Annotated in this window: 12 protein-coding genes; 9 read left to right on the top strand and 3 right to left on the bottom strand. The window is 27.5% G+C overall.

From position 1 onward, the window contains the following. Positions 1-132: 132 nt before the first annotated feature. Positions 133-1,056, bottom strand: a complete 924-nt coding sequence (gene pdaA / locus NG918_RS10335; RefSeq protein ID WP_252226140.1) for a delta-lactam-biosynthetic de-N-acetylase — start codon at positions 1,054-1,056, stop codon at positions 133-135. Between the two features lie 363 nt (positions 1,057-1,419). Between pdaA and ychF the strand changes: the two genes are divergently transcribed. The 3 genes from ychF to NG918_RS10320 all read left to right on the top strand — a co-directional run bounded on the left by ychF (position 1,420) and on the right by NG918_RS10320 (position 4,993). After that, positions 1,420-2,517, top strand: a complete 1,098-nt coding sequence (gene ychF / locus NG918_RS10330) for a redox-regulated ATPase YchF (protein ID WP_252213234.1) — start codon at positions 1,420-1,422, stop codon at positions 2,515-2,517. A gap of 150 nt (positions 2,518-2,667) precedes the next feature. After that, complete coding sequence (locus tag NG918_RS10325; RefSeq protein ID WP_252213238.1) at positions 2,668-3,504, top strand: TerC/Alx family metal homeostasis membrane protein; 837 nt, start codon at positions 2,668-2,670, stop codon at positions 3,502-3,504. Between the two features lie 151 nt (positions 3,505-3,655). Next, on the top strand, positions 3,656-4,993 hold the full coding sequence (locus NG918_RS10320; RefSeq protein WP_252226054.1) for an FAD-dependent oxidoreductase: 1,338 nt from the start codon (positions 3,656-3,658) through the stop codon (positions 4,991-4,993). Between the two features lie 118 nt (positions 4,994-5,111). Here the strand turns inward: NG918_RS10320 and NG918_RS10315 are convergent, their stop codons facing one another. Both NG918_RS10315 and NG918_RS10310 read right to left on the bottom strand, forming a co-directional pair. Beyond that, positions 5,112-5,411, bottom strand: a complete 300-nt coding sequence (locus NG918_RS10315) for an AzlD domain-containing protein (protein ID WP_252213244.1) — start codon at positions 5,409-5,411, stop codon at positions 5,112-5,114. Further along, positions 5,412-6,158, bottom strand: coding sequence for an AzlC family ABC transporter permease (locus NG918_RS10310; RefSeq protein ID WP_252213247.1), 747 nt, complete (start codon positions 6,156-6,158; stop codon positions 5,412-5,414). A 194-nt stretch (positions 6,159-6,352) separates the two neighbouring features. On the opposite strand from NG918_RS10310, the gene NG918_RS10305 reads away from it, so the two are divergent. The 6 genes from NG918_RS10305 to NG918_RS10280 all read left to right on the top strand — a co-directional run bounded on the left by NG918_RS10305 (position 6,353) and on the right by NG918_RS10280 (position 12,729). Further along, positions 6,353-6,634 carry a hypothetical protein gene (locus tag NG918_RS10305; RefSeq protein ID WP_252213250.1) on the top strand — a complete coding sequence of 94 codons (282 nt, stop codon included), beginning with the start codon at positions 6,353-6,355 and terminating at the stop codon, positions 6,632-6,634. A 169-nt stretch (positions 6,635-6,803) separates the two neighbouring features. Further along, the gene (gene mraZ, locus NG918_RS10300; RefSeq protein WP_252213253.1) at positions 6,804-7,232 is read left to right on the top strand and encodes a division/cell wall cluster transcriptional repressor MraZ; all 429 of its coding nucleotides are present in this window, start codon (positions 6,804-6,806) and stop codon (positions 7,230-7,232) included. A gap of 12 nt (positions 7,233-7,244) precedes the next feature. Beyond that, the gene (rsmH, locus tag NG918_RS10295) at positions 7,245-8,177 is read left to right on the top strand and encodes a 16S rRNA (cytosine(1402)-N(4))-methyltransferase RsmH (RefSeq protein WP_252226051.1); all 933 of its coding nucleotides are present in this window, start codon (positions 7,245-7,247) and stop codon (positions 8,175-8,177) included. Positions 8,178-8,214: 37 nt separating this feature from the next. Then, positions 8,215-8,727, top strand: a complete 513-nt coding sequence (locus tag NG918_RS10290) for a cell division protein FtsL (protein WP_252226048.1) — start codon at positions 8,215-8,217, stop codon at positions 8,725-8,727. Between the two features lie 165 nt (positions 8,728-8,892). Next, positions 8,893-11,151, top strand: a complete 2,259-nt coding sequence (locus tag NG918_RS10285) for a stage V sporulation protein D (RefSeq protein ID WP_252213262.1) — start codon at positions 8,893-8,895, stop codon at positions 11,149-11,151. Positions 11,152-11,274: 123 nt separating this feature from the next. Next, positions 11,275-12,729, top strand: coding sequence for a UDP-N-acetylmuramoyl-L-alanyl-D-glutamate--2,6-diaminopimelate ligase (locus NG918_RS10280; protein WP_252213265.1), 1,455 nt, complete (start codon positions 11,275-11,277; stop codon positions 12,727-12,729). Positions 12,730-12,745 lie beyond the last annotated feature (16 nt).

The following is a 12,745-nucleotide window of genomic DNA, read 5'->3' as shown; positions in this document are numbered from 1 at the left end:
GCTTATGCATATATAAACATCTTTAAAAATTATAGTCTTAAATAGAAAAGGGACTATGCATAATGAATAAAAATTATGTATAGTTCCTTTTTATATATTTAAAAGCATTGTTTAAGAATAGTCTAAATATCTTTATTCTGTTGGAAGTTCATTTAAGGATTTAAATTCATATCCATCATCTTGTAATTTTTTTATAACAGTATCTAATATTTTAGCATTAGTATCAGATACAGCATGAAGAAGCATTATACATCCGGGATGAGCACCGTTAGTTATCTTATTTATTGCAAAACTTTCAGCAGGTTGATTTTTTACTAACCAATCTTTATAAGCAAAACTCCAAAATACAGATTTATATCCTAAGTCTTTTGTCATTTTTAAAGAATCTTTTGAATATTTACCCATTGGTGGTCTAAAATATTTTGGCATATCTTTCCCTACAACCTTTTTATAAGCTTCCTCTACTTCAGTAAATTCTGATTCAAATTTAGCTTTATCATGAATTGATGCCATTGAAGGATGATGAGATGAATGATTACACACTAAATGTCCCTCATCAACCATTCTTTTAATTAAGTCAGGCTCAGTATCAATATAAGGTTTAACAACAAAAAAGGCAGCAGGTACATTTAATTTTTTTAATGTATCTAATATTTTACCTGTATTACCATTTTCATATCCTTCATCAAAAGTAAGATATATTACTTTTTTAGATGTATCTCCTAGATAACAAGCATCATTTTCTTTTAGGAAATCTACTGACTCTTTTGGCCCTTCAGCTACATTATCTTTACCTTTACCTACATAATACCAATTTAGTTCTCCTTGATCGGAAAACAATGAAAATATATCTTTAACTTTATTTTCTTCAAATTCTATAAATTGCTCCATTTCATCTTCCTTGGGCTTTTTGGATTTGGCATTAATAGGTGTAGCAAGAGAATTTATAGTTAACACTGAAACTAATAAAGCTAAAATTGATTTTTTATAATATTTTTTCAAATTTCCACCTTCTATCTTAAAATTATTTATTTTAGCTATATTTAAAAATAACATTGATGTTGTAGTATAAAACAAACTCCAATTTTATTTAGCATATATACTAAAACACCAATAGTGGCTTAAAATATAGCTTATTTTACATAACGTTTTCTAAATATTATATAGAATAATAAATTTCTACAGATTTAGAATATGTTCATATAAAATATTGTTTGTATTTTATCAAACTATTAATCATGGTAATTTCTATTAAATATAGATTTTTATTTAAGTAACTATTTATTTTAGGTGTGTTAAAGCAAAAATCTCTGCCTACAAGCTTCATACTATAACATCAAACATATTTAGTTGAAAAGAAAGACGTTCTAGAGTATAATTTTTAAAGGTGTATTAAATGTTAGAAAGGACTGTACATAAATGAAGTTAGGAATTGTAGGATTGCCGAATGTAGGTAAAAGTACATTATTTAATGCGATAACAAAAGCTGGAGCAGAATCAGCTAATTACCCATTCTGTACCATTGAACCAAATGTGGGAGTAGTTAGTGTTCCAGATAAGAGATTAGATGTCTTAGAAAAGATGTATAACACAAAGAAAAAAATATATACAGCAATAGAATTCTATGATATAGCAGGATTAGTTAAAGGAGCTTCAAAAGGTGAAGGTTTAGGAAATAAATTTTTAGCCAATATTAGAGAAGTTGAATCAATAGTTCACGTTGTAAGATGTTTTGATGATGAAAATGTTGTTCATGTTGAAGGTACTGTTGATCCAATAAGAGATATTGAAACTATAAACTTAGAATTAATTTTTTCAGATTTAGAAGTTTTAGAAAGAAGAATGGAAAAAGGTATAAAACTTGTAAGATCTGGTGATAAAACTGCTAAGTTTGAATATGGAATTATGGAAAAAATTAAAGAACAATTAGAATCTAATAAACCAGCAAGAACTTTAGAATTTACAGATGAAGAGCAAGCTTTTGTAAAAGGATTATTCTTAATTACTTCAAAGCCTGTTTTATATGCTTGTAATATTTCCGAAGATGATGTTATGGAAGGAAACTTCGAAAATAAATATGTGAAAACAGTAAAAGAATATGCAGCATCTGAAAATTCAGAAGTAATAGTTGTAAGTGCTAAAATAGAAGAAGAATTATCTGGATTAGAAGATGACGAAAAAAATGAAATGTTAAGAGAATATGGATTGGAAGAATCTGGTCTTGATAAGTTAATTGAAGCAAGTTATAAATTATTAGGACTTATGAGTTTCTTAACAGCTGGAGTTCAAGAAGTTAGAGCTTGGACTATTAAAAGAGGGACTAAAGCTCCACAAGCTGCTGGTAAAATCCATACTGATATTGAAAGAGGATTTATCAGAGCTGAAGTTGTTGGATATGATGATCTAGTTGAATGTGGATCAGAAGCAGCAGCAAAAGAAAAAGGTAAGTTCAGACTTGAAGGAAAAGAGTACATAATGGAAGATGGAGATGTAGTTAACTTCAGATTCAATGTATAACATATTTTTTAATACTAAGAGGAACCTTTGATTAAGGTTCCTTTTTTCTTTAAAAAATTATATTTTTAAAATTAAACTTTTATTATGTAAGGATATATTTAGAAGAAAAATAATATATATACTTTAAGAATGTTAATAAGGAGTTATTTTATGGAAACAAAAAAATCATTACGTAATTTAAGTTTTTGGATAATTTTATCTATAATATTTAATCTATTTATTTTTCATTTTAAGGGAGAAAGTGCTGCAATTGAATATTTTGGAGGCTACATAATAGAAATGTCTTTAAGCTTGGATAATTTATTCTTATTCTTAATGATATTTTCAAGCTTTGGAATAAGAGAAGAATATCAAGAAAGAGTTTTATTATATGGAGTTATTGGAGCTATGGTACTACGTCTTATATTTATTTTACTTGGTGTTACTATAGTAAATAAATTCCATTGGATTCTTTATATTTTTGGAGTGGTATTATTATTCAGTGGATTTAAAATGTTGTTTTCTAAAGAAGATAATATACAATTTCATGATAATTTTGCTGTTAAATTATTAAGGAAGGTTATGCCCGTAAGTAATACAATTAATAATAAGAAGTTTTTTGAAAGAAAAAATAAAATTCTTTATGCAACTCCATTATTTGTTGCTTTATTAGTTATAGAATTTTCAGATGTAATATTTGCTTTGGATTCAATACCAGCAATATTCTCAATAACTACAGACACATTTATAGTGTATACATCTAATATATTTGCAATACTTGGATTAAGAAGTATGTATTATGTACTAGCTAAAATGAATAGCATGTTTAGATTTATGAAATATGGAGTTGGATTTATATTAATGTTTACAGGAATAAAGCTTATAATAATTCAATTTGGAATTGAGATATCAGTTGTAAATTCAGTACTAATAATAATGATAATATTACTTACAAGCATTTTATTATCATTATTATTTGATGGTACAAAGAAAGAAAATAGATGCTAAATTATAAGTATATACCTTGTAGTAAAAGGGTAAAATTAATTAAAAATATTTAAATGGTATTTACCTTTTTAAACATAAGGTGTATTATGTATTAAAAGATAATTATTATTTTTTAATAAAGAATATTTATAATTTAAAGGGGAAATATATTATGAAAATTGTTGTAATAGGATGTACTCATGCAGGAACAGCTACCATTGTTAATTTAAAGGAACGCTATCCAGAAAGTGAAATAACAGTTTATGAAAGAAATGATAACATATCGTTTTTATCATGTGGTATTGCTTTAAGTATAGGAGGGATTGTTACTGAAACAGAAAAGCTTTTCTATAATTCACCAGAAAATTTAAAATCTCTTGGAATTTTAACTAATATGAAACATGATGTTTTAGATATAGATTTTGATAATAAAAAAATTAAAGTTAAAAATTTAGATTCAGAAGAAATTTTTGAAGATAATTATGATAAATTAGTTCTTACTTTAGGATCTTGGCCAATAGTACCTAAATTCGAAGGTGGAGAATTAGAAAATATTATTTTATGCAAAAATTATAATCATGCAAAAGTTATTGAAGCAAAATGTAAAGATGCAAAAAATGTAGTTATAATAGGGGCAGGATATATTGGTGTTGAACTTGCAGAAGCTTTTCAAATGAAAAATAAAAATGTTACTTTAATTGATGCAGAAAAAAGGATAATGGCTAAATATTTAGATGAAGAATTTACTGATATAGCAGAAACAGAATTTAAAAATCATAATGTAAATATAGTTTTAGGTGAAAAGGTAAAATGTTTTAAAGGTGAAAATGGTAAAGTAACACATGTAGTAACTGATAGTGGAACTTATGAAGGGGATTTAGTTATATTATGTATTGGCTTTGCACCTAGCGCAGCATTAGTAAAAGGAAAATTAGAAACATTACCTAATGGTGCAATCATAATAGATGAGTATATGAGAACAAGCAAAGAAGATGTTTTTGCAGCTGGAGATTGTTGTGTAGTAAAATATAATCCAGCAGGTGATACAAGATATATTCCACTTGCAACAAATGCTGTTAGAATGGGAACATTAGTTGCAATGAATATAGAAAATCCAACATTAAAGTATATGGGTACTCAAGGGACATCAGGTATTAAGATATACGAAAAGTGTATAGCTTCAACTGGACTAACAGAAGAAGTTGCAAAAAGTACAACTTCATTTAATGTAGAATCAGTAGTAGTTAAAGATAATTATAGACCAGAATTTATGCCAACTTTTGAAGAAGCATGCTTAAAATTAGTTTTTGATAAAGAAACAAGAAGAGTTCTTGGTGGCCAAATAATATCTAATTTAGATTTAACACAATTTATGAATACACTTTCAGTAGTTATTCAAAATAATATGACTGTTGAAGAACTCGCAATGACAGATTTCTTCTTCCAACCACATTTTAATAAACCTTGGAGCTTATTAAATATAGCAGCTTTAGAAGCTATGAAAAAATAATTTAAAAAAGTATAGTTAATATTAAAAAATATTAACTATACTTTTTTTATGTAGGAAATTGTGGAATTTTTTATTTCCACTTTCAACTAATAAAATATGGTACAACTATTTTGTTCTTCTATACAAAGATATTTAAACAATAAATAACTAAGACTGAAGAAACTGCAACAATAAGCAAATCTTTTTCAAAATATGCTAAAACTATAGCAGCTAAAGTTCCTACAGTTGAATATAACATGTTTTCTGTACTATAAAATATACTAGGAAATGTCATAGCACCTAAAACAGCATATGGAATATAATTCAAGAGAGATTTAATAAATATTGAGTTTATTTTTTTGTTAAATATAGTTAATGGAATTACTCTAGGTATGTAAGTAACTACAGCCATAATTATTACACAAACAATTATATACATTTATAAAACCTCCTTTATAGGAAAAAGATAAGCACCAATTGCAGAAGAGACTATTGATGCAACAATAACAACAAATCCAGAAGAAACTCTATTTAAACAAGGAATATATCTAAAGATACAACTAATTGTAACAGCAATAATAACCACTACTAATATAGGCTTGGACTTTTTAATTTGTGGTATTATTAAAGCAATAAACATAGCGTATAAGGCTATACCTAAAGAATCTTGTAAAGAAGCAGGTAATATTTTAGTAGTTACAGCACCTATAAAAGTTCCTAATGCCCAACCTAAATATGGAAGAGTCATTAATCCTAACATAAATTCAGAACTTAATTCATCTTTTTCAAGTGATGCAAGTGTAAATGTTTCATCTGTTACACCAAAGGATATTATAAAACGTTTAAACAAAGGTATTTTATATTGCATTTTTTGAGATAGAGATAATGACATAAGCATATACCTAATATTTATAACAAATATAGTTAAAGCTATTTCCAAATAAGAAGCAGAAATAAATATTAGGTTAATACCAGCAAATTGACCTGCTGATGTTAAGTTAGTCATTGATATTAATATTGCAATCCATGGACTAAGGCCTCCCCGTACAGCCATCATTCCAAAGGTAATAGAAACAGATAGATATCCAAGTGCAATTGGAATCCCTTTCTTTAAACCATATTTATAATCATCTAAATTATAAATTCTTCTTGTGTTTATAGTTTTTAATTCAATGTTTTTTTTCAAGAATAAGCCCTCCGCAAAAATAAGCAAAAATTTTTATAAATAAAATTATATCAAAAATATATTTGAAAATATATACATTAAAGTAATAGTACTGTAAATTAAAATTTTATTTTAATTTTTTTTATTTATTTAAGATACTTTTAACTAAATTTAAATAAGTATATATTAAGAAGAATTAAATCAGGAGAAATTTTATGAATTTAGTATTAGTGTTTTTAATTACAGCAATAATTGTTTGGAAAAGTATATATACAGTTAAGTTAATTGTAAAATTTACGATAGAAAAAAATAAAAAGGAAAAATATATTAATATAGTTTTATTTAATGGTTATGTCATATATTTTTATTTTTTATACAAAGCTGCTACAAATTCATTAGAATCTCCAATTGAAGGTCCAATTTGGTTAATATTAATTTTTATATTTCTTATATTTGGAAATTTACTCTATGATTTTAGAAATGGAAAAAAAAGATAAAAATTTTATTATTTGTTTAAAAAATTTAATTAAATTTCAAAAAAACTAAGTATATGGAAGGAAATATAATATTTATATAGAATAAATATTATAAAGTGGTTTAAAGTGGTTTAAAGTGGATTGAAATAGAGCTTAAATTGCTGTAAATTATTAAGGTGAGGGTAAATTAATGTTTATTGGAGAATATCAACATTCATTAGATTCTAAAAACAGAATGATTGTTCCAGCAAAGCTAAGAGAAGACTTAGGAGATAAGTTTGTAATAACCAAAGGTCTTGATGGATGTATTTATGCTTATACAATTAATGAATGGGGAATTTTGGAGAATAAGCTTAAAACCTTACCTTTGACAAATAGAGATGCAAGAGCATTTGTAAGATTCTTTTTTTCTGGTGCATGTATAGTAGAATTAGATAAGCAAGGAAGAGGATTAATTCCACAAAATTTAAAAGAATATGCAGGCATAGAAAAGGACATAGTAAGTATAGGGGTATTATCTAGAGTTGAGATTTGGAGCAGGGAAAAGTGGATTAATTACAATGAATCAGATATAGATTATGATCTGATTGCAGAAAAAATGAATGATTTAGGAATATAAGGAGTTTTTAATATGGAATTTAAACATATTTCAGTTTTACTAAACGAATGCTTAGATGCATTAGATATAAAGGAGAATGGAATTTATGTTGACTGTACACTAGGTGGAGCAGGACATTCATCTCATATATTAGAGCGTTTATCAAAGGACGGGGTATTAATAGGAATAGATCAAGACAGGGATGCTTTAAAAGCAGCAAAAGAAAGATTGAAAAGGTTTGAAAATGTAAAATATGTTCATAGTAATTTTTATGACATAGATAATATTCTTCAAAATTTAGATATACCTAAAGTGGATGGAATATTGATGGATCTTGGAGTATCTTCTTACCAATTAGACGAAGGAGAAAGAGGCTTTAGCTATATGAAAGATGCTCCTTTAGATATGAGAATGAATAGAGATAATGATTTTTCAGCTTATGAAATCGTAAATGAATATAGCGAAGATGAATTATACAAAATAATAAAAAATTATGGTGAAGAAAGATTTGCAAAAAGAATTTCAAACTGCATAGTAAATAGAAGAAGCGAAAATCCTATAAAAACTACTATTGAGCTAGTTGACATAATTAAAGCAGCTATTCCAGCAAAAGCGAGAAGAGAAGGTCCACACCCAGCAAAGAGAACTTTTCAAGCTATAAGAATAGAAGTAAATTCAGAACTTAAAATACTTAACCAAACTATTGAAGATGGTGTAAATAGATTAAATCCAGGTGGAAGAATGGCAATAATAACTTTCCATTCTTTAGAAGATAGAATAGTTAAGCTTAAATTTAGAGAACTTAATGACCCATGCACATGTCCAAAGGAATTTCCAATGTGTATTTGCGGTAAAAAACCTAGTGTAAAGTTAGTATCTAGAAAAGGAATAGAACCTACTAAAGAAGAGGTTGAAGAAAATCCAAGAAGTAGGAGTGCGAAACTTAGAATAATTGAAAAGTTATAAAATTTAATTTTTATTATGTTATAAATTAAGCGGGGATGTGAATAAATTGGAAGGAAAAGAATATGATTATATTAAAGGTAGTACAGCAGTAAAACCATCGAGAAAAAGAATAGTAAGTAGACCCAAGAAAAGTAAACAAAATTTACGAAAAGTTAAAAAGAACAAGAGCATTAAGATAAAAAATGAAAAAATAGAAGCAAGAAAAAGTACTCTTATAATATCTATATTGATAGTTTCATTAGGACTTATGACTATTGCAGGAGATGCTAAGGTTTATAATATGCAAAAGAATTTAGGGAAAATAAATAGTGAAATTAATAATGCTGAGGAAACAAATGAAGCATTAAGAGTTAAACTTTTAAAATTTGGATCTTTACAAAATATACAAGAAACTTCAGAAAAGCAGTTATCAATGATGTTACCTACTAAAGATGACATAGTAAAGATAGATTTTTCTGAAAATTATTTTGCAAATTTAGAAACAAATACTGATACTGAGGTTAACAAAAAACAGAGCTTTATATCTAAGTTTATAAGCAAATTCAGATAGTAACTTTTTATTAATTTAAAATAAGTAGTAAAGTTTAAGTGCTTAATAGCTTCATATTCTTAGATAAGTATTTTTTAGACTAATTATAAGGGGATTTTTAATTACATTACAGTTTAAAAAAGAGACACTTAATCTAATAGAAATTATATGGAGGAGTTATAAGTAGTGAAAAAACTAAATTATAAAGATAGAGCAAAAATGCGCAAAAGAATGACTGTAATTATTGCAGGATTGAGTTGTGTGTTTTTAGTGCTAAGTATTAGACTATCTTACATAATGATAGCTAAAAGGCAAGAATATGCAGCAAGAGCGGAAGAACAATGGACAAGCGAAGTAAAAATAGATGCAAGAAGAGGAAGAATATTAGACAGAAATGGCAAAGAATTAGCTGTATCTGCTAATGTGTATAGAGTTGACTTTGATTTAAATTCTATAAGATCTTTTTTAAGGCAAGATTTAACTGAAAAAAGACGAGAAAAGCTTAGTAGTGTTGGAATTAATGTAAAACCAGGACAGGAAGCCTTAACAACTGCTGATATTGCTCCTGTTATTGCAAACGCTCTAGATTTAGATTCAGAAAAGGTAAAAGAAAAATTAGAAACTAAGCTTCCAAGTGGAGCAGATGCTGGTTCAGCAACGCTTATAAGAAGAATTGAAAAAGATGCTGCTGATAAGGTAAGGGATTTAAACATTAGTGGTGTTTTGGTATCACCAGATACTAAAAGATATTATCCGAATAATAATTTTTTATCACATGTTCTCGGAAGCACTAATATTGATGGTCAAGGGTTAACTGGAGTAGAAGTACAATATAATAGTTATTTGTCCGGAGTACCTGGAATGAAAATTTCAGAATTAGATAGAAATAGTGGAGAATTACCTTATACAATATCACAATTCACACCTCCAGTAGATGGAAAGGATATAACTTTAACAATTGATGAGAATATTCAATTCTTTGCTGAAAAAGCAGCACAGCAAACATATGAAGATAATAAAGCTAAAGCAGTATCTATATTAGTTATGGATCCTAAAAGTGGAGAGGTTTTAGCTATGGTTAATAAACCTGATTTTAATCCTAATGTTCCATATGAAGGCACAGAAGATTTTGAAGGTGCAAATGAATCAGAAAAATTACAAAAGATGTGGAGAAATAGACTTGTAAATGATATGTTTGAACCAGGCTCAATTTTTAAAGTTATAACAGCAATTACTGCATTAGAAGAAAATATTGCAAATGCAAATACTGATTTTACATGTGGTGGTGGCTTACATTTTGGAAATAGATATATAAAGTGTTGGAGAACACAAGGCCATGGAGCTCAAAAGTTTCCAGATATAATTCAAAATTCATGTAATGTTGGATTTATGAAGCTTGGAGAAATGATAGGAAAAGAAAAGTTATGTGAATACATTGAAAAGTTTGGATTTGGAAAAGTAAGCGGTATTGATTTACCAGGAGAAACAAGAGGCATTGTTAAAAAGGTTGATAAAATCTCAGAAACAGACTTAGCAACTATAGCTTTCGGGCAAACTAATACTGTAAATTCAGTTCAATATATGACAGCTTTTAATGCTGTTGCAAATGGTGGTCAATTAATACAACCACATGTTATGAAGGAAATTACTCATAGTGGTGAAAATGGAGTTAAAATAGTTGATGAATCATTTAATTCTAAAGTAACGGATGTAGCAACTAAGGAAAAAACAGCAGAACTTAGAAGTTATCTTGAAAGAGTTGTAACTGGTGGATCTGGTGCAGGAACCTTTATGGAAGGGTATCATATTGGTGGTAAAACAGGAACAGCTCAAAAGGTGAATCCGGAAAATGGTACTTATGGTTCAGGACAATATATATCATCTTTTGTTGGTATGGCACCAGTAGATGATCCTAAGATAACTGTAATGGTAACAGTAGATGAACCAAGCAATGGTTCATATTATGCAGGTCAAGTATGTACACCAGCAGCTAAAATGCTATTCTCTGATATATTTAATTATTTAGATAGTAAGTTTTCTGATGAAAATTTAAGTCAAATATCTAGAGATATTATTATTCCAGAGGTTAGAGGAATGAAAGTTGATGAAGCAAAGAAAGTGTTAAAAGAATCTAAGTTAAATTTTTCTATAGATGAATCAGGTGATACTGTTATAGATATGAAGCCATATCCAGGATATGCAGTAAAGGAAGAATCTGAAATAAATCTTTACACAGGTAACAGTGGGTCTTATAATAAAAATGTTGTGATGCCTGATGTAAGAGGATATTCTAAAGATGATGCTAATCAATTATTAACTAGTATTGGAATAACACCAATCTTCCAAGGTGGAGGTATGGTAATAGAACAAAATGTTAATCCGGGAGAAGTTATAACCAAGGGCACATCGGTTAAATTAACTTTAAATTCAGATTATAAAGACTAATTAGAATACTTAAGTTAAAATTTAGCATGTGGGTTTTGCTCACATGCTAAATTATTGTAAAATAATCTTTTATAGAGTATTTAAATAACATAATAAGCATATTATTTAAGGAGATGGTTAAAAATGAACCTTAAAGATATTTTAAAGGGAATAGACTATAAACTTGTACAAGGAAGTTTAGACAAGGAAATATCTTCAATTAATTATGATAGTAGAAAGGTTAATAAGTCCGATATTTTTATTTGTATAAAAGGATATGCTACAGATGGACATAAATATATTCAAAAAGCAATTGAAAATGGCGCGTCTGTTATTATAATACAAGATGATATAGAAATATTAAATAAGAATATATCTGTTATTAAGGTAAAAGACACTAGAAAAGCTTTGGCTCTTATTGGAATAAATTATTACGATAATCCAAGTAAAAAAATGAAGATTATTGGTATAACAGGTACTAATGGCAAAACAACAACTGCATTTATGATAAAATCAATTCTAGAATCCAATGGTAAAAAGGTAGGGCTTATAGGAACTATAGCTAATTACATTGGAAATGAAAAGCTTCATACGGAAAGAACTACACCAGAATCATTAGAATTACAAGAATTATTTAATAATATGGTCAATAAGGGTGTAGAATATTGCGTTATGGAAGTATCTTCTCATTCTCTTGAATTAGATAGAGTATATGGAGTTGATTTTGAGGTTGGAATTTTTACGAATTTAACAAGGGATCATTTAGATTTTCATAAGACTTTTGAAAATTACTATAATTCTAAATTTAAATTATTTAAGAGAAGCAATATAAGAATAATTAATAATGATGATAATTATGGAAAACAAGTAATAAAAGATTTAAATAAACTAAAAGCAAAAAATATATATGATTATTCTATAAAGGAAGACTCTAATTTTAAAGCCTTTGATGAAAAATTGGGAAGTAAGAACATAAGATTTAAAGTTAATTTAGAAAAAGATGAAGAATTTATATTATCAATACCAGGAGAATACAATATATATAATGCTTTAGGTGCTATAGGAGCATGTTATAAGTTAAATATACCAATGGAATCTATAAAAGATGGAATTAACAAAGTTATAGTTCCAGGTAGATGTGAAAGAACAGCTACTAATTATAATTTACCTTATGACATAATAATAGATTACGCTCATACTCCAGATGGATTACAAAACATCTTAGAAACTGCAAGAGGATTTACGCAAGGAAGATTAATTGCTATCTTTGGATGTGGAGGGGATAGAGATAAGGTAAAACGTCCTCAAATGGGTAAAATAGGAACTGAGATAGCAGATATAGCTATAGTAACTTCAGATAACCCAAGAAGCGAAGAGCCTATGAGAATAATAGAGGATATACTAGTAGGAATAGAAAAAGAGAATTATGAAGTTATAGAAAATAGAAAAGATGCTATAAAAAAAGCAATGGATATAGCTAAAGAAAATGATGTGATAGTAATAGCTGGTAAGGGACATGAAACATATCAAATTTTAAAAGATAAAACAATACATTTTGATGAAAGAGAAGTTGTTAAACAAATATTAGATGATAAATAATAAGAGGTGAGATTGT

Source organism: Clostridium sp. ZBS2 (genome assembly GCF_023845855.1).
GTDB classification, from domain to species: domain Bacteria; phylum Bacillota; class Clostridia; order Clostridiales; family Clostridiaceae; genus Clostridium; species Clostridium aquiflavi.
Note: the sequence above shows the minus strand (reverse complement) of the source record. Positions and strands in the feature narration are given on the sequence as shown.